Annotated in this window: 14 protein-coding genes; 3 read left to right on the forward strand and 11 right to left on the reverse strand. The window is 70.6% G+C overall.

Features of this window, described 5'->3' with window-relative positions:
- Positions 1-130 precede the first annotated feature (130 nt).
- The 7 genes from IG98_RS0115450 to IG98_RS0115485 form a co-directional block, all read right to left on the reverse strand.
- On the reverse strand, positions 131-934 hold the full coding sequence (locus tag IG98_RS0115450; RefSeq protein ID WP_030911982.1) for a polysaccharide deacetylase family protein: 804 nt from the start codon (positions 932-934) through the stop codon (positions 131-133).
- Positions 931-1,872 (reverse strand): glycosyltransferase family 2 protein, encoded by a 942-nt coding sequence (locus IG98_RS0115455; protein WP_030911985.1) that lies wholly within the window; start codon positions 1,870-1,872, stop codon positions 931-933. Before IG98_RS0115455 ends, IG98_RS0115450 begins: the two co-directional genes overlap by 4 nt.
- Positions 1,873-1,874: 2 nt before the next feature.
- On the reverse strand, positions 1,875-2,705 hold the full coding sequence (locus tag IG98_RS0115460) for a glycosyltransferase family 2 protein (protein ID WP_030911988.1): 831 nt from the start codon (positions 2,703-2,705) through the stop codon (positions 1,875-1,877).
- Between the two features lie 153 nt (positions 2,706-2,858).
- Positions 2,859-3,986 (reverse strand): GNAT family N-acetyltransferase, encoded by a 1,128-nt coding sequence (locus IG98_RS0115465; protein ID WP_030911991.1) that lies wholly within the window; start codon positions 3,984-3,986, stop codon positions 2,859-2,861.
- A 521-nt stretch (positions 3,987-4,507) separates the two neighbouring features.
- Positions 4,508-6,250 carry a sigma-70 family RNA polymerase sigma factor gene (locus tag IG98_RS0115475; RefSeq protein WP_169750119.1) on the reverse strand — a complete coding sequence of 581 codons (1,743 nt, stop codon included), beginning with the start codon at positions 6,248-6,250 and terminating at the stop codon, positions 4,508-4,510.
- Positions 6,251-6,440: 190 nt separating this feature from the next.
- The gene (locus tag IG98_RS0115480) at positions 6,441-8,222 is read right to left on the reverse strand and encodes a substrate-binding and VWA domain-containing protein (protein WP_245651575.1); all 1,782 of its coding nucleotides are present in this window, start codon (positions 8,220-8,222) and stop codon (positions 6,441-6,443) included.
- A 211-nt stretch (positions 8,223-8,433) separates the two neighbouring features.
- Positions 8,434-9,060: a cation diffusion facilitator family transporter gene (locus IG98_RS0115485; protein ID WP_063766225.1), complete on the reverse strand. Its 627-nt coding sequence runs from the start codon at positions 9,058-9,060 to the stop codon at positions 8,434-8,436.
- A gap of 166 nt (positions 9,061-9,226) precedes the next feature.
- Between IG98_RS0115485 and IG98_RS0115490 the strand changes: the two genes are divergently transcribed.
- On the forward strand, positions 9,227-10,036 hold the full coding sequence (locus IG98_RS0115490; RefSeq protein ID WP_245651576.1) for a DUF4184 family protein: 810 nt from the start codon (positions 9,227-9,229) through the stop codon (positions 10,034-10,036).
- Positions 10,029-10,904, forward strand: coding sequence for a TrmH family RNA methyltransferase (locus IG98_RS0115495; RefSeq protein ID WP_030912008.1), 876 nt, complete (start codon positions 10,029-10,031; stop codon positions 10,902-10,904). The genes IG98_RS0115490 and IG98_RS0115495 overlap by 8 nt, the downstream gene beginning before the upstream one ends.
- Before the next feature lie 3 nt (positions 10,905-10,907).
- Here the strand turns inward: IG98_RS0115495 and IG98_RS0115500 are convergent, their stop codons facing one another.
- The 3 genes from IG98_RS0115500 to IG98_RS0115510 form a co-directional block, all read right to left on the reverse strand.
- On the reverse strand, positions 10,908-11,396 hold the full coding sequence (locus tag IG98_RS0115500; RefSeq protein WP_211263990.1) for a RidA family protein: 489 nt from the start codon (positions 11,394-11,396) through the stop codon (positions 10,908-10,910).
- A 132-nt stretch (positions 11,397-11,528) separates the two neighbouring features.
- Entirely contained in the window at positions 11,529-12,467 is a 939-nt protein-coding gene (locus IG98_RS0115505) for a D-alanyl-D-alanine carboxypeptidase family protein (RefSeq protein WP_245651577.1), read from the reverse strand.
- 205 nt (positions 12,468-12,672) lie between these two features.
- Complete coding sequence (locus IG98_RS0115510; protein WP_030912017.1) at positions 12,673-13,215, reverse strand: DedA family protein; 543 nt, start codon at positions 13,213-13,215, stop codon at positions 12,673-12,675.
- A 155-nt stretch (positions 13,216-13,370) separates the two neighbouring features.
- Here IG98_RS0115510 and IG98_RS0115515 point away from each other — a divergent pair, with 155 nt between their 5' ends.
- Positions 13,371-13,919 carry a hypothetical protein gene (locus tag IG98_RS0115515; protein WP_157594351.1) on the forward strand — a complete coding sequence of 183 codons (549 nt, stop codon included), beginning with the start codon at positions 13,371-13,373 and terminating at the stop codon, positions 13,917-13,919.
- Between the two features lie 6 nt (positions 13,920-13,925).
- Here the strand turns inward: IG98_RS0115515 and IG98_RS0115520 are convergent, their stop codons facing one another.
- Entirely contained in the window at positions 13,926-17,297 is a 3,372-nt protein-coding gene (locus IG98_RS0115520; RefSeq protein ID WP_030912023.1) for an ATP-binding protein, read from the reverse strand.
- Between the last annotated feature and the right edge of the window lie 44 nt (positions 17,298-17,341).

Below are 17,341 nucleotides of genomic sequence, written 5' to 3' on the forward strand. Positions count from 1 at the left end.
CGGACTCCCGTCCGGCGGCACCTGTCCGGCCGCCCTGGCCCCCGCGAGAGGGCACCGGAGAGGACCCAGCGCCCCGGGGAGGACACCGGCCTGCGGGCCGGTGTCCTCCCCGGGGGCGGACACCGGTCGCTCACACCTGGCCGCGCACCCGGCGCAGGCCGTATCTCGTGCGCCTGACGACGGCGTACCCCTTCGTCAGCATCCGTTCTCTCATGTAGATCAGCGGGACCTGGTTTCCCTCGACGGCCCGGCTGAACATTCTCATCGACGTGCCCTCGGCGACGGTCAGGCGCGGTAGCGCGAGCACGTCGTGCCGGTCGGCGGCGATGGCGTTGTTCACCGCGCAGGCGGCCCAGTAGCCGGCCCGCCTGACCTCGCGCCGCACCCGCACGCTGGAGTAGCCGTACGGGTAGGCCATCGTCGAGACCAGGGAGCCGATCTTGTCTTCGAGCAGGGCCTTGTTGCGCCGCAGCTCTTGGCGGAGCTCGTCGTCCGGAAGCTGGTCGAGTTGGGGATGGCTGTGGCTGTGCCCGCCGATCTCGATGCCGCACGAGGCGGCCTCGCGCGCCTGGCTCCACGACAGCATCGTGTCCAGCGGCCTGCCCGCCGCGTCCTTGCCCGCGTCGCTGACCCACCCGCTGGTCAGGAAGACGGTCGCGGGGAAGTCGTAGCGTTCGAGCAGGGGCAGCGCCTCGCTGTGGAAGTCGGCGTACCCGTCGTCGAAGGTCACCACCACCGGCCGCTCCGGGATGGAGCGGCCGTTGTTCTTGTGCAGCGAGGCGACCAGATCGGCCACCGTCAGCGGCGTGAACCGGTTCTCCTTCAGGTAGGCCAGTTGCTCGGCGAAGGCAGAGGGGCGTACCGCCAGCGGCTTCGTCTCGGCGTTGGGCCGGTCGGAGACCGAGTGGTACATCAGGATCGGTACGCGGATCATGAACGCACCCGCTTCAGTCGAAGGGAACCGATGACATAACCCCAGGTGGTCCAGGCGAGGCCGACGACGATCGCGCCGGCCCTGCCGAGGCCGGACAGATCACCTCGCAATGCCTCGCCGATCCCGCGCAACGCGCCCAGCGGCAGCGCCTTCATCGCGTGTGCCCGCTCGCTCGACAGCCCGTCGCCCGCCCCCACGCTCTGGGTGACCAGCGCCTTGGACAGGCCCTCCGCGTAACACCGCGAGCGGAAGTAGGCGAAGGTGGCGCGCACGGGCGGCACCTTGTGGCCGATCACCGCGGCGGGTTCGAACAGCATTCCCGAGCCGGGCATCCGTTGCGAGAGCCGGATGCAGAACTCGGTCTCCTCGCAGCCCAGCGGGCGTGGCTTGCGCCCCTGCACGCTGCGGCCGATGCCGGTGTGGAACCCACCGACCTCCTGTACGGCCTCCCTGCGGAAGGCCGCGTTGCCGCCCATGACGTTGCGGATCCGCGCCCGCTGGGTGGGCATGCCGCGATAGCTGCAGCCCACGGTCCAGTCGAACTCGTAGGGATACCAGCCGGGCCGGTGCCCGGTGCCCCACAGCGGCCTGGTCAGCCCGCCCACCCCCACGATGGTCGGGTCCTGGAAGCCCTCCTCCAGCGCTTCCAGCCAGCCAGGTTCCGCGACGGCGTCGTCGTCCAGGTATGCCACGATGTCGCCAGAGGCGGTCGCCGCGCCGGTGTTCTTGCCACCGGACAGCCCTTTCTCCTGAGCGTTCTCCACCACGATCGCGCCGGAGTACTCCTTCTTCAGCTTCAGATGGAGGTCCGGGTTGTAGTCGACGACCAGGATGATCTCGTGTGGCCGACGGCTCTGGTTCTCGACCGACTCGATGGCCGCTCGGATGTCCTCCCAGCGTTCCTCGGTGTAGACGCAGATGACGACACTGCTTCTCATGGCTACGCGGCGCCCTGGTCCGCCGCGCGGGCGGAGGTGGCCGGCTCGTGCACCACGGGAGCCGGGTTGCTCCGCCACTCACGGATGATGGTCTTCAGCACCCGGATGCCGTCGCGGACGGCGTGCAGGTTGCTCTCGCCGTGAATGCGGCAGCGCTCGTGGCTGGGCACCTCGTGAACCTTGAGCCCGGCCTTGGCGGCGCGGACGTTCATCAGGGTCTCGATCTCGAAGCCGTCGCAGTCGAGGTTGAGCACGTCCAGGTGGCGGGCCCAGAAGGCGTTGTAGCCGTAGCACAGGTCGCTGTAGCTGGTGCCGTACATCCTGTTGACCAGTGCGGTCAGCGACTTGTTGCCGAACTTGCGGATGAACGTCAGGTCGTCGCTGCCGCCGCCGGACGCGTAGCGCGACCCCTTGACGAAGTCGGCTCCGGTGACCAGCGCGCCCACGAACTGGATGATCTCGCGGCCGTCCGTGGACCCGTCGGCGTCGATCATCACGATGATGTCGCCGGTGCAGGCGGCGAATCCGGCCGAGAGCGCGTTGCCCTTGCCCTTGCCGGTCTGGTGGACCACGCGGACGTTGGGGCGCAGCTTCCTGGCCACGGCGACGGTGTCGTCCACCGAGTTGCCGTCCACCAGGACGATCTCGTCGATCCACTGCGGCAGCGTCGCGAAGACGTGCGGAAGGTTCTCCGCCTCGTTCATGGCCGGTACGACGACGCTGACGGTCGGGGAGATCGCCACATTGGGGGTGATGGGGGTGAACCGCTCGATGGGCGGCACCGCCCTCAGGGGTGGCTTGTTGTTGTAGTGCTTGGCGACTTCGGGGCTCATGATGGCGGATGTCCTTCCGGGCGGTCTGTCGCCAGGGGCGACTGGCGGACGGACCCGGGGCCATAGGCGATCGGAGGGATCGGGGGAAATGGCAAATGCGATGAGGGTTGCATGCGAGGGTCCTGGCGAGTGGGATGCGATGACGGGAGCGGTCTAACCCACTCCCCATGGTTCCTTGACGGCCGGGGGGCTGGATTGGTTCTGCGCGGGGGAGCGCATACGGCCGAACCCCTTCAGCACCCGGTCGGCAAGTCTGTACAAATGCGGGCGGTCCGTAACGATCGTTCGTGCTTTGTTGACCGGGGTACGGCCAATCCAGTGGACGGCGGCCGCTGGGGAGGGACGCGAGACGCGGCCTTCCGCGACGAAGAGGTCACCGCTCTTCAGCCAGCTCTTGTACTCGCGCCCACCCTTGCCCATGTCGACCTGCCGCAGCCCTGAGCCGGCAGCGTGCTCGGCCATGTGCAGGTGGTGCATGATGCCGGGGGAGTAGCGTGCGAACTCGGTGTCGTAGGCGGGAAACCAGCCCACCAGGGTCGTCGCGGTACGGAGACCGAAGTGCCCGGCGACGGGCCTGTCTCCGGCGTAGACCATGGTCAGGACACCCCCGAAGCTCTCGGACTTCTCGGCGTGCATCTCGTCGAGCAACTGGACGATCCACGGCTGGGCGAAGCGGTCGACGCGGCCCGTCCTGCGGTACTGGTCGGACTTCCAGTTGGTGAGCGTGCGGAGCGTGCCGAGGTCGGACGAGTCCCACTCGAAGCGGATCTCGCCCTGCTCGCGGCCGAGCTTGCGCTCCTTGTAGCGGACGGTCTTGAGGTTCTTCGGCGAGTTCGCCTTCACCTGCTCGATGTAGGTCTCGAAGCCCACGCTGAGGTCCATCACCGGCGCCGGTCGCACGTCGGACTCGTACGCCGCGAACGTCGGCTGGCCGGGGACCAGGTGGTCGAAGTCGAAGACCGAGAGCCTGCAGGCGCGCAGCAGGGTACGGACGTCCAGATCGAGCCCGGGGACCGAGATCAGTCCGTGGCAGGTGGTCAGGAAGCCGCCGAGCGGCTTGCCGATCCCGAAGCTGTGCCGTTCGTAGGGGAAGAAGCCCACGATCTTGCCGTCGTCCTGGATGACCGCGACGCGGACGTAGTCACGCAGGCGCCCCATGGCGAGCGTGAACTCCACGGAGAGGAAGGGGTTGTCCAGCGACGGGTCGGCTACCTGTAATTCCCGCCATCGCGAGATCTCGGACTCCCCGAGGTCTCCCGGGCGAACGATGACGATGTTCACCTTGACCTGACCCCCTGTTCGGTCTGCAAGCTCCCGCTCCCCCGATACAACACGCGTAGTACGTATATGAAACCGCCGAGCACCGCGATCGTCGCAACTCCAGCACGAGGCGACCATGCGTCAAAAGTGAGCATGGCAGCGGCCAGGAGAACGTTCACCACCAGGCTTGCCGCTGCCCCCACTGATAGTGCCGCAAGAGGGTCACGATCACGCAACAGTCCTACCACTGCGAAGCCCGGAACCGCCAACAGGAACAGAGGAGTGAGAACCAGGCGTAACGGAGTGTCGATGTCCACCAAGGCGATCACGGCCCCCGCGACACATGCGAAGGTGAGCGCCCATTTGAGCACTCTGCGGTTGATCGACATCTCCGAAACTCCCGGTTGGTAATGACGTGACTGATCGCGTCTTCATGTGATCAATCACTCAGCATGGACGTCAATGCCGACGCTCGACACCAGTCCATGGTTTACCGGATTCCTGGGAGAAGTCTCGGTGTTAGGTAAAACGAGATGCGGGAATCAGCCGGTCTCCCCCTCGGAACTCGCCCCGGCGGAGGGGTCAGGGGTCGGGTCGGGGGCCGGATCCGGGGGAGGCGCGGAGGCGTCCGTCTCCGGGTTCTCCCAGGAAATCGCACATCCGGTGTTGCCTCCGGCGGACCTGAACGCGACCCGTCCCGCGCCGCTCTCCGAGGGATCCCTGGCTGTGACCCATATCACGGCCCTCGCCCCCGCCTTCAGCCGCCCCTGGGCGGGATGCACGTCGAGCCCGCCGGAGGTGGTCGCCGACCAGGAGAGCGCGGCGTTGCGGGCCGCGAGCTGAATCTGCCCGGCGCCCTCTCCGATGTCCGACGGGCACGAGACGGTCAGCCGCCCTGCCGCGGGAGGCGGGGTGGTGGTGCGGGCCGGTCCCGCCGAGGACCTGCGGGTCGGTGCCGGCCGCGTCGCGGTGGGGGCGGGGACGGGCGTCCCGGTCGCCCGGGTCCTTCGCGGAGTGGGGGTCGGCGCGCTCTCCGTCTCCGGGCCCGCGCTCTCCGGCTCCTCCGGCAGGTCGGGCGTCGGCTCCGGGCCGGGCTCCAGCGTGATCAGCGCGGGTTCCGTACCCGGTGCGGCCTGGGCGTTCCCCAACGCCCCGCCGGCCAGGTCCGGCCCGCCCACCGCGACCACCGCCCCGGTGGCCGCCAGCACACACGCCGCCGCCAGCAGCAGCACGGGCCCCCGGCGCCTCCGCTGCCTCCGCCGCTGCGCCGGCAGCACCTCCGTACGCCGCCCCACACCGTCCGGTGGCGTCGCCGTGCGCCGGGACCGGGCGCCCGCGGCGTTCCCCGTAGGGGAGGCCGCCTGTACGGTCCCACGGCCCCTCTGGTCGCGCGCCCGCCCGCCGGCCGACTCCTTCCTCCCCGCACGCCGACGGCCCGGTGACCGTTGCCCCTCCGCGGGGAAACCGGTCCTGTCGAAGTGGTCGCCCCGGGCGACGACGGAGGCGCGCTCCTCGCGCAGTTCCGGGTTCAGGCAGGTCTCGATCACCCGGCGGCGCAACGAGAGCGGCGGGTAGGCCAATGGCACCAGGTCCAGCAGCCGCCCGGCCGAGACATGCCGGTCCCTGCGTTCCACGCATACCTCGCAGCGGCCGATGTGGGCCGACAGCCGTCTGCGCAGGATCGTGGTGAGGGGGCCCTCCCACGAGTCGACCATCGCCGACAGGTCGGGGCAGTGTGCCCGGCCGACCTTGGCGAGCACCACGGCGGCCGCCGCGTTCTCCAGGTGGTCGCGGGCCCGGCAGAGCCTCGCCGCCACCTGCCTGGAGGTCAGCCCGAGCACCGCGCCGACCTCGCCGCCGCCGAGATCGTGACGGAGTGAAAGCTCCAGCACCTCGCGTTCCTGGCCGCCCAGCTCCGCCATCGCCTCGTGGACCAGAGCTGCCAGCTCCCGCTCGCCCGGGTCGTCATGGACGTCGAGAGGCGCCGCCGCCCCCCGTGGGCCGCCGAGCTCCGCGCCCGCGCACCGGACCCGTACGAGGGCGTACAGCCACGCGCGCAGACGGCCGGGGTCGCGCAGGCGGTCCACGTGGCCCTGGGCCGTGACCAGGGCGTCGTGTACGGCGCCCGCGGCGCTCTCGCGGTCGCCCAGCAGCGAGTGGGCATAGTCGTGGAGACGCTCGGCATAGGAGTCGTAGAGGCTCGCGGGCGCCGTCGTGTCGGCGCGCCGCAGCGTCTCAACGAGTTGTTGATCGTCGGTTCGGCCGACGGTCGGCCATCCGGGCACGGACATTCCTCCCCGCGGGACGGGCTCGTTCACGGGCTTCGTCGCTCGCCCGTTCCAGGCCCCACACGCGTAGGACGTCACCTCCCCGCAACCGGTTGACCAGATGGGTCAATATCATGCCGACCTGGTATGACCTGGGGAAATTGGTACGGCTGGTGCCAATGTGACACCAGCCGTACGCGACGGAGGATCAGCAGTTGGGAGCGCAGAGCCGGCGCTTCATGCCCTCAAGGAAGAACTTCCTGACCTCCAGGACGTCCTTGGCGATGTACGCGTCACCGCCGGTCGCCTTGGCCAGGGCGTCCATCTGGCGCTTGCCCTTGGGGGCGTCGGGGCCGAACGCGATGATCAGAATGCTGACCGGCTTCTCCGGGTTGAACTGCTCCTTCAGCCGCTTCAGGATCTGCTGGTTGCTGATCCCTCCGTCCGGGTCGTCGTTGCCCGCCCCGTCGGTGAGGACCAGCACCGTGTTGATCTTGTCGCTCTGGTACTCGTCGGTCATCTGCCGGTAGGCGGCGGCGAGGGTGTCGTTGAGCCCGGTGTCGCCGGTCGCCTTGGCCTGGGCCCCGATCAGCTTCTGGTTGATCACGTCCCTGCGCAGCACGCCGTTCATGTCCTCGGTGAGCGGGCCGACCGGGACCGTCTCACGGTAGTCGACCCCCTGGCCGTCGAGGTGCGTGGAGAACTCCCACAGCCCCATCTCGCTCTTGGCCGGGAAGAGCTTCATGCCCTCGACGGCGATCCTGCTGATCGCCTGCATCCGGGTCAGGCCGGTGCCCGGCACCGGCAGGGCCATGGTTCCCGAGACGTCCAGCAGGGTGACGAGCCTGGTGCCGAGCTTGATCCGTGACCAGGTCTGTGACATCTTCGCGACGGTCTTGGCATCGGGCGGCTCGATCGCCTGCGGTGCCTTGGCCTGGAAGCCCGCGGAGCCGGAGATCGCCTTTCCGCCCTTGCCGTCCGGGGTGCGGAAGCCCTGATCCTGCAGGGTCTTCCTGGAGGACTCGCTGCCGAGCTCCTTCTGGAACGCCTCGGCGGCCTTGCGCACGGCGGCGTCCTTGGCGGTGATCACCACCGGGTAGTCGAGGTTGATGGTCCCCTCGGCCGGATAGAGCGGCACGGCGGGAACCTCGGGCTTCTTGACCTTGTTGAACGCCCAGACACCCTGCTCCGAGGCGATGCCCAGCGGGGCCTTGCTGCCCTTGACCCCGAGGCTGGACAGCAGCGCGTCCTGGTCGCGCACCGTCGAGGTCGATCCCGACAGGTTCTTGAGCGCGCCGACCAGTTGCTCCTCACCCGCGCCCGAGGCCGTGGCCACCCCGGCGGCGGCCAGCAGCGCGCCGAGTCCGGCGGCATTGAGCGAGGGGTCCAGCACCAGCACGCGCACCTTGCGGCCGGGGCCGTCGACGTTGGCCACGTTGGCGGCGTTGATCATGCCGCCCCAACTGGCCTCGCCGAAGCTCTTCTTCAGGTTCGGTATCACCGAGCCCGAGGCCACCATGACGATGGGGGAGTGCGCGATGGACGCGCCTGCCTCCGGCATGTCCTGGTTCCTCGCCCGCAGGTTCACCACCCACAGTCCCGAGTCCGGGATCCACAGATCCATCGGGGCGGCCTTGCCGCCGGCCCCGCCCAGGGAGGAGGCCACGGCCGCCGAGGCGCCCTTGGTCACCGCGACGGTGGTGCACCTGCCCTCGACCTCGTGGGCCGCCTTGTTGAAGCGCTCGGCGATCTGGGACAGGGCGGGCTGGATGTCCGGCGAGGCAGTGATCCGCAACGGCAGGGTGTCACCCGCGCACCCGCGGTCGCGGTTGATGACCACGAACGCGGCCACACCGAGCAGCACCGCGAGGGCGACGGAACCGGCCAGCGGGACCAGCACCTTGCCGCGTCCCCCACGCCTCCGCCTGGGCTTCGCCTCCTTGTAGGAGGGGTAGCCGTCCTCGAGTTCATCCGTACGGTGACGTCCCACGTTTCCCTCTTCGATGTCGATGTCAGGAAGCTAGCGGGTCACCCTATCGGGAGGTTGTCCGCAATATTCACGGAACTGTACTTGGAACGGTTACTGTGGCAAAACACCCCTTTTAGTGCTGTTATCACTATATGTGTTTACAGTGACACGCTGTGTTCCGGTGGGTCGGCTGGTGATCGCCGATGTCGGTGCGTGTGGTCGGTGCGTGTGGTCAGTGCCGGCAGGAGTGCCCGTGCCACGCCCTGTGCCCCTCCCGTGCCGCCACCGCCGCCAGCAGCACCGCCATGGCGGGATCCATCCACCACCACCCGGCGGTGTTCAGTGCCAGCCCGGCCAGCACCCCCGTGGCGAGCAGTGCGCACATCAGGTTCTGTGTCCCCTCGCCGGCGGTCGCCGCCGAGCGCAGCCGGATGGCCAGCCGCCGCTTGGCCACCCCCAGAAACGGCATGCCGATCGCGCTGGTCGCCGTCACAGCGATTCCGAGCAGGCTCGGCAGAGGCCGGTGGCCCGCGTCCAGGTCGTGCGCCACATGCAGCACCAGGTAGGGAGCCAGTAGCCAGAAGCTGACCGCCACCGCTTTGCGCGCCCGCTCCTCGGCGTGCGGGGAACCGGTCCTCGAACCGGTGAACCGCCAGACCACGATCAGGCTGGCCGCCGCCTCCACCAGGGCCGACGTGCCCCAGCCGATGAGGGCGACGGAGTGCGCTCCCAGCCCTGCGGCGATGCCGAGCACGCTCTCCGCGCCCAGCCAGAGGAGGGTGACCGCGGAGAGCAGGCGGGCCCTGCGGGCGTCGCGCAGCCACTCGACGCTGGGCGCCGGCACAGTCTGGTCGGTCACGACAACCTCCGGATCCCCGATCAACGGCGTTCGGTAATCTAGCCGTCACAGAGTGTCCGCATGTTGGGAAGTGGCAAGGCTCCCCATCGCGCCGACTCCTCCGCGCCCCCTCGGCCAAGCCCCGGCCGCACGGAGGCGTGCCCGCGCGCTGTGTTCGTGTCACAAGATGGATCTGCCCCAGTGGATCGTCGGAGGGAAACCCGTGCCGTTCACGCCAAGTCATGTGGCCGCCGTGCTGCCGCTGATCTCCTCGGAGCGGATGCGCCGCCTGCTCGATCCCTGGGCGCTCGCCCTGGGGGCCATGGTGCCCGATCTGCCGATCTTCTTCCCGTTCCTGCCCGACTACATGATCTGGCACTCCTACAAGGGCGTCCTCACAATCGACCCGCTCGCCGTGGTCGTGCTGCTGGCGGTCTTCCACCTGGTGCTCCGCGACCCGTTGACCGCGCTCCTGCCCCCCGGCCTCGCCGGGCGCGCCGCGGCCCTGACCCCCGGCATGTACGGGGTGCGGCGGTTGCCCGCCGTGATCGCCGGAGGCGCGGTGGGCGCCCTCACCCACAAGCTCTGGGACTCCTTCACCCACTCCTACAGCTCCACCATGTGGGGCTGGAGCTGGCTGGACACCCGCGTGGCGGACGTGCTTCCGCTGTTCCGCCTGCTGCAGTACACCTCCACGGTGGTCGGCCTGACGGTCGTGCTCTGGTGGGCCTGGCGCGGCCTGTCCAGGATGGAGCCCCGGCCGGTGCCCGAGCGGCTGATCATCCCGGCCCGCGGGCGGCTGGCCGTGTTCCTGGCCACCGCCCTGTCCATCCTGCTGGGCGCGATCGCCTGGCCCATCGCCTTCCCGCCACGTGGCATGGCGGAACTCGTGACGAGGCTGGGCGCGGGAGTGGTCGTCGGCTGCTCCGCCATGCTCCTCGTCCACGCGCTGATATGGCAGCTCAGGCGGGTCATGGCAGTATTCGAGGGTGCCTGAAGCCATCGACCCCCACCTGGCCGACCAGTTGGCCGACTACGCCAATCTGCGTGACGTCGAACTGCGCAAGAGCCTGGAGGCCGAGCACGGCCTCTTCATAGCCGAGGGGGAGAAGGTCATCCGCCGCGCCGTCGCGGCGGGCTACCCCGTACGTTCCGTGCTGCTCACCCCCCGCTGGGCCGAGCCCCTCGCGGACCTCCTCGACACCCTCGAAGGCCGGGTCCACATCGTGGACGACGCCGTCGTGGAGGGTGTCACCGGCTTCCAGGTCCACCGGGGCGCCCTCGCCGCGATGGAACGTCTCCCACTGCCCTCCGTCGAGGAGATCCTGTCCGGCCGGGCCACCGGTCGTGATCTCGGACGGGTGGGTGCGGAGACCCCGGGTCCCGAGGGGGCCGGGCCCCGGCGCGTCCTGGTCCTGGAGGACCTCGTCGACCACGGCAACGTCGGCGCCATCTTCCGCTGCGCCGCCGCGCTGGGAGTCGAGGCGGTCGTCCTCTCGCCGCGCTGCGCCGACCCGCTGTACAGAAGATCGGTGAAGGTCTCCATGGGCGCGGTCTTCGCGATCCCGTACGCGCGGATGACCGACTGGTACGCGGGCCTGGCCGGGCTGCGCGAGGTGGGCTTCCAGACGCTGGCCCTCACCCCCGACCAGTCCGCCACGCCTCTGGACAAGGTCGCCATGGCCGATCGGGTGGCGCTGCTGCTCGGTTCGGAAGGGGACGGGCTCTCCTCCCGCTGGTTGCGTGAGGCCGACGAGCCGGTCTGCATCCCGATGAGCCCGACGGCCATGGGTCTCGGCGTCGACTCCCTCAACGTGGTCGCCGCCGCCGCCATCGCCTGCCACGGCCTGATGCGCGCGGGCTGAGCTCTACCGGCCCGGCTCCATGGGGCGTGAGGTCTCGAGTGACCCGGCGGGGGGCCTCTCACGCCTTTCATCGTGTACGGCGTCGTCCGCCTCAACGGCGGCCGGTGCCGCGGGGCGGCGCGCGTCCACCTCGATCTCGATCTTCATGCGGGGGTCGGCGAGGCCGCACACGAGCATCGTCGCCGCGGGACGGACCCCGCCGAAGCGGTCGCGCAGGGTCGGCCAGCAGGGCTCGAAGTCCTCGCGGTCGGGCAGCAGGTAGCGCACCCGGACGACGTCGGCGAACGAGCAGCCCGCCTCGCTCAGTGCCGCCTCGATGTTGCGCAGGCACTGCCCGGCCTGCTCGACCACGTCGTCGGAGATCGTCATGGTCGCGTAGTCGAAGCCGGTCGTTCCGGACACGTGCACCCGGTCGCCGTCGACCACCGCCCGCGCGTACCCGATCTGCTCCTCGAAGGTCGAACCGCTCAGGATCGCGAACCGTTCTGTCATGCGGCAAACCGTAGGCAACCGGGGTTGGTACGTCCAATCCTTCGTGTCCTCGCGGTGCGCGCGGTGAAGCGGCCGGGTTCGGAACGGACGGAGGCTAACAGAACTCCCTCTCGGGGCTCCGACCTCGCCTGATCACAGCTCGGACGGCGTCTGCTCGCTCGCCCAGTCCAGGAGCCGCGTCGCGGTCTGGAAGCGCCGGTCGGCACTGGACTCGCCGAGGATGACGCCGACGAGGCGGTGGCCGTCGCGGTCGGCGGCGAACGACAGGCAGTATCCGGCGGCGCTGGTGTAGCCGGTCTTGAGGCCCAGGACCCCGGGCGCCTTGCCGAGCAGCTTGTTGGAGTTGGTCCAGGAGTGCGCCCGATGGACCTTGGACCTGGCCACCACGTGGCGCCTGCTGGAGGCGATGGTCCGCAGCACCGGGTCGCGCAGCGCGATCTCGGCCAGCTTCGCCTGGTCCAGGGCCGTGGAATGGCCGGGGGCCGGTTTCGGCAGGCCGTCGGCGCTGGCGTAGGAGGTGTCGACCAGGCCCATGGAGCGGGCGGTGGCGTTCATCTTCGCCACGAACCTCGCGTTGCCCGGCCCGTAGACGCGGGCCAGGGCGTGGGAGGCGTCCGCGGCCGAGGGGAGCATGACCGCGTAGAGCAGGTCCCTGACGGTCAACCGCTCCCCGGCGCGCAGGGAGGCGTGGGTCGCGCCGTTCGAGGCCGCGTGCCGCACGTCCGCCGCCTGGATCGTGACGGTGTCGTCCAGCCTCGCCTCCCTGAGCACGACGTACGCCGTCATGACCTTGGTCAGGCTGGCCACCGGCATCCGCTTGCCGGCCTGCTTGCTCAGGTGGACCGCTCCGGTGCCCGTGTCGTACAGGTACGCGGCCCGTCCCGGCGCCGAGGGCACGGAGACACGCCCTTGCCCGGCGGGCGCGCTGCTGAGAACCGGTGCGGCCGTCTCGGTGATCAGGGCGGATGCCGGGGGCCCGATGGCCAGGGCCGGCGTCGGCGACGCGGTGATCAGGGTGGCCGTGGCGACCAGCGCCGCGCGGGTGATGAGGCGGATTCCCCCGTGATGCATGCGAGCCATGCTGGCAGAGGTCGCCGTCGATATGCGGAAGTTGGCTGTTTGGCTATGGAAAAGTTGACATTGGCGTCGGGTGGGCGAAACCGGGCGGGGCGGCTCTCGGGTGCCGGCGCGTCGAACGGCCCGGAGGTGGTGAACCACTGGTCGTTTCGTCGCGCCTCGCTGCCCGGCGGACGGAGGCCCCGGAGCGGACGGGGAATCAGGGAGCGGCGGCCGGGCTGTCCGCCTCGCTGCGGGCGACTCGGCGCCGGCGCCGGCGGACGAACCAGGCGATCACCGCGACCGCCGCCACCGCCACCAGGCCCGCCAGCAGCGGCGACCGCACGGCCAGCTCCAGCCAGCCCCAGATCACCGAGTACAGGCCGAAGGACGTCACCGGTACCCAGGTCAGGCAGCCGAGCGCGCTGGCCACGACGTACCAGGGATAGGAGATCCGCAGCACCCCGGCCACCCAGGGCAGCGTGTGGCGCAGCCCCGGCACCCAGAAGCAGGCGTAGACGGCGAGCGCGCCCCATTTCCCGACGACCTTCTCGACCCGCAGGATGTTCTCCTGGCCGATCTTGACGCCCAGCCGGGAGGCGTAGAGCCTGGAGCCCAGGACGTGGCCGACCCAGTAGTAGACCTGGAACGCGCCGAACAGGGCCACGCCGCCGACGATCACCCAGAGCCACAGGGGCATGCCCAGGAAGGCCGCGGAAGCCGGGTCAGGGATACCCGCCGCAACAGATCGCACTCTGAACATCACCGCCATGATAGTTCCGCCTGCTTGACTTGATATTAGGGCAGGCTTACCTCATCCGTTATGGCGGAGCCCCTCAGGCACACGGACTGCAAGCGGACGTCAACTCCAGAGCAACCACCCTGGCATACACCTGGGGGTAACGGAGGAGGGTGTCTGTGATGGGTTCACGTGGCAGTGTGGCGCCGGTGGTGGCGAGTGGAACCGCGAGTGTCGCCAAGCTGCTCGTCGCCACCCTCGCCTTTACCGGAGCCTACCTAGGGGTGGAGACCGCGTACGGCACCGGTGCCCGGACCCCGGCCGGTACGGCGAGCACGGCCGGTACGGCGACGGGGGCACCGGTGCGGACCGTGGTGCTCTCCGCGCAGTCGATGCCGGCCACCACGGAGCAGGCTCCGGTGGCCGGTGAGGTCACCGTCAGCGAGATCGACGCGCTCGGCCCCTGTGACAGGCCCTACCGGGTCCAGAGCGTGGTCGGTGACGACGACCCCCGGGCCACCGTCTCCTACGGCTGGCGTCTGGAGCGCTGGAGCTCGAAGACCCACCGCTGGCACGCCTACCTGGGCACCGGCTCCGGCTTCACCGGCGAGGCCCAGATCGTCGAGTGGCAGCCCAGGATCGTCAACAACCCCGGCTGGTATCGCGTCGTGCTCTCGGTCCCCGGCGACGCCCCGCTGCGCAGCGAGAAGTTCATGGTCGCCTGCTGAGGTCCGTCAGCCGCCGAGGGAGCGCCGCGCCGCCTCCACCCACCGGCTCACGCCGACCCGCTCGGCCACCGCGAGGGCGTTCTCGTAGTGTGGCCGCACCGCGTCGGTGAAGCCCAGCCGCAACGCCAGGTCGCCCAGGGTCAGGGCGACCGGCCAGAGCGCCACCACGCCGGTGCCGGCGCCCGCGATCCGGTCGGCGAACGGCTTCAGCGTGTCGTACGCCTCGATCATCCGCTCCCGGTCGTCCAGCAGCATGCCCGCCAGGGCCCGCCAGATCATCGCCAGCTCGTAGAGAAAGTCCGGGCGCACCGGCGTCTTCACCGCGATGACGGCCCTCGCGTCGCGATGATGACCCGCGGAGGCGAGGGCCACCGCATAGGCGTCGAGTGTCCATTTGGCCCCGCGCTGGTGCGCCTCGGCCAGCGGCTCGACCATCTCGGCGGCCTGCCCGTTGACCAGGTTCAGGCAGAACGTGGTGATCAGCGGCAGGTCCTGGCGGCCCTCCAGCATGCCGGCCCTGGCGGTCAGCCGGGCGGCGTCGCGGTAGGCGCGCTCCGCCCCGGCGAAGTCACCGGCGATCATCAGGCGCTGCCCGGCGTACCAGGCGACCACGGCGGCCGGCGCGGACAGGCCGTACTGCCTGGACAGCTTCTCGGTGGCGGCCACGTGCGCGTCGGCCTCGGCGAACGCGCCCGAGGCGGCCGCGCACTCCATCAGCACGAGGTGGGCCAGTGCCTGCACCGAGATCTGCCCGGTCGCCCTGCCGACCTCCAGCAGTTCCCTGCCGATGACCTCGCGCTCGCCCACCGGCGTGATGCCGTACGACTGGCGCAGTCGCCCGCTCAGCGCGGTCGCGAGCAGGGCGGGGTCACCGGACCGTCTGGCCAGCTCCTCGGCCTCCAGTGAGGCCTGCTCGCCCCGGGGGGTGGCCGACCCCTCCAACTCCAGGGCGAGCGTGGCCAGCAGGCTCGCCCGCAGCGACTGCTCACCGGCGGGCAACTCGACCAGCGCCTGCTCGGCGACGTCGACGATCTCCCAGGCGGTACGGGTGAAGTCGCGGGCCATGCCCTTGTGCGGCACCGCCAGCGAGGCGGCCACCCGGGCGGTGAGCTCCAGGTTGCCCAGCGGCAGCGCGGCGTCCATCGCCTCACGTCGCCGCCTGCGGGCCGCGGCCATGTCGCCGCAGAGCGCCAATGCCTTGATCAGCCGCAGGGTCAGCAGCAGGCGCTCCCTGGTGCTGTCGGGGGTGTGGGTGATGCCCGACCTGTCGAAGGCGGCGATGGCCCGCTCCCATAGGGTGGCGGCCTCGCGGTGGGCGAAACGGCGCTCGGCCTGCTCGGCGGCGAGCTGGGCGTAGTGCACCGCCTTGATGGCGGTCTCGCTGGTGCCCGCCGAGTCGTAGTGGTGGGCCAGCGCGGCCACGTCACCGGGATTCCTGCGCTCGATCACCGCGGCCACCGCGGCGTGCATCCGGGAGCGGCGCAGGCGGGAGGCGTCGGAGTAGAGCGTGTCGCGGACCAGATCGTGGTCGAATCGGAGCATGCCGGGGCCCGGCTCGGTGACCAGCCCGGCGAGCAGCGCCGCCTCCACCGCGTCGACCACGGCGTCCTCGTCGCCGGAGACGTCGACCAGCACGTCCACGTCGACATCGCGGCCGATCACCGCGGCCTGCAGCAAGATCTGCTGGGCGGTCGCGGGCAGCCGGGAGATCCGCCTCCGCAGCACGTCACGGACGCCCGACGGCACACCGGAGATCACCTCGGCGGCCGTCGCGCGGTCGCTCACCGCTTCGGCGTCGAGCAGGCGCACCGTCTCGCGGACGAAGAAGGGGTTGCCGCCGGTGCGCTCGACGATGCTGTTGACCGCGTCCTCGTCCACCTCGCGCACGCAGGTCGCCCGGACCAGCTCGGCCACCGCCTTGGTGTCGAGTCCGGTGAGACCGACCCGGACGGGACCAAGCCTGGCCAGCGCGGCCAGCACGTCGGCCTGCTGGTCACTCAGCTCGCTGTCGCGGCAGGTCAGCACCAGCAGCACCCGGCTGGTGGCCAGCAGGCTCGGCAGCGCGCGGAGCAGCGCCAGCGTCTGGTCGTCGGCCCAGTGCAGGTCCTCCAGGGTCAGCAGGATCGGCGTCTCCTTGGCGACGGCGGCGAGGTAGCCGCCCACCGCCCGGTGCAGCCTGAATCCGCCGGAGGCCTGGTCGTCGTCGGGCTCGGGGGCCGCGTCGTCCAGCAGCGGGGCCAGCAGCGCGGCGTACTCACCGGGACCGGCCGCGCTCACCAGGGTGCGCAGGATCTCGACCCAGGCCCAGCCGGGGGGTGTGGCACTGCTGTCGGGGCAGGCCCCGGAGGAGATGCCCCACCCGTCGTCGGACAGCCGCCTGTTGAGCTGGCGGACCAGGGTGGTCTTGCCCGCGCCCGCGTCACCGCTGATGATCGCGACCGTGAAACGGCCGGTCCTGGCCGCGGCGGTGGTCAGCCTGCTCAGCTCCGCGTCGCGGCCGACGAACGGCTCGGGCTCCAGCGGGGGAAGCTCCACCTGGGCCACCGTCGGCCTGGGCGGCCAGGTGTCGGCGGTCACCTGCTGGCGCTGCCTGGCCGGCGGCGGGGTGGCGAGCTGCAGGCCCGGGTCCTGGGACAGGATGTCGGACTCCAGCTTGCGCAGCGCCGGGCCGGGGTCGATCCCGAGCTCCTCGGAGAGGATCGTGCGCGCCCTGCGCAGCGCCGCCAGCGCTTCACCCTGCCGTCCGCAGCGGTACAGGCCCAGGGCCAGCAGCCGCCAGCCCTCCTCGCGGAGCGGGTGCTCGGTGGTCAGCGCCTCCAGGTCGGGCACCGCCTCCGCGGGCATGCCCATCCGCAGGCCGCTGTCGGCGTGCCGCTCACGGGCCACCAGACGCAGCTCGGCGAGCCGGTTGACCTCGGCCTCGGCCCACGGCTGGTCGGCGAAGTCGGAGTACGGGGTGCCGCGCCACAGGCCCAGGGCCTTCTCCAGGCGAGGCCGCGCGGAGGCGGGGTCGTCGCCCTCCAGGTGCTCTCCGGCGGTGCGGACCAGCGTCTCGAAGCGGAGCGCGTCGACCTGCTCGGGGGCGGCGCGCAGCGCGTAGCCCGAGGCCACGGTCACCAGCAGCCGGTTGGGACCTCCGCGCGGCCGGCCGGGCTCCAGCACCCGGCGCAGCCGGGAGATGTAGACCTGGAGGCCCGACTGTGCGCCCTTGGCCGCGTCGTCGTCCCACAGGTCGTACAGCAGGGAGTCGACGGGAACGACCTGTCCGCGCGCGACGAGCAGGCGCGCCAGGACCGCACGCTGACGGAGCCCGCCCAGATCGAGCTGGTCCTCACCGGAATGCGCCTCGACCGGGCCGAGAACTCGGAACGCCACCATGTCAGCCGCCACGCTATGTGGGCCTTCCAATCGCACACAAGGTA

Source organism: Streptosporangium amethystogenes (genome assembly GCF_000721075.1).
In the GTDB taxonomy this organism is placed as follows: Bacteria; Actinomycetota; Actinomycetes; order Streptosporangiales; family Streptosporangiaceae; genus Streptosporangium; species Streptosporangium amethystogenes.